Origin of the sequence: Pseudoalteromonas sp. S1612 (assembly GCF_005887175.1) — a bacterium.
Taxonomy (GTDB): domain Bacteria; phylum Pseudomonadota; class Gammaproteobacteria; order Enterobacterales; family Alteromonadaceae; genus Pseudoalteromonas; species Pseudoalteromonas undina.
Window position 1 is genome coordinate 1 of sequence record NZ_PNDH01000112.1, and the last position, 227, is coordinate 227.

The window sequence follows — 227 nt, forward strand, 5'->3', positions numbered from 1 at the left end:
GGTAACATTTTGAATGGCGCTGGGCACTAATATGTCTGCGCTATGGATTTTAGTCGCTAATGCGTGGATGCAAAACACAGTCGGGGCAGAGTTTAACTATCAAACCATGCGTAGGGAAATGAGTAGTTTTGCAGAGCTAGAATTTAACCCTGTAGCGCATGTTACGTGTATTCATACAGTGTCTGCAGGTTATGTTGGGGCGTCGATGTTTGTGCTTGGGATTATTT

The 227-nt window shown here is 44.1% G+C and carries 1 pseudogene; it reads left to right on the forward strand.

What is annotated here, in order from left to right:
• Window positions 1-13: 13 nt before the first annotated feature.
• Window positions 14-227: pseudogene (locus CWB78_RS18320) on the forward strand (cytochrome ubiquinol oxidase subunit I); the annotation flags it as partial.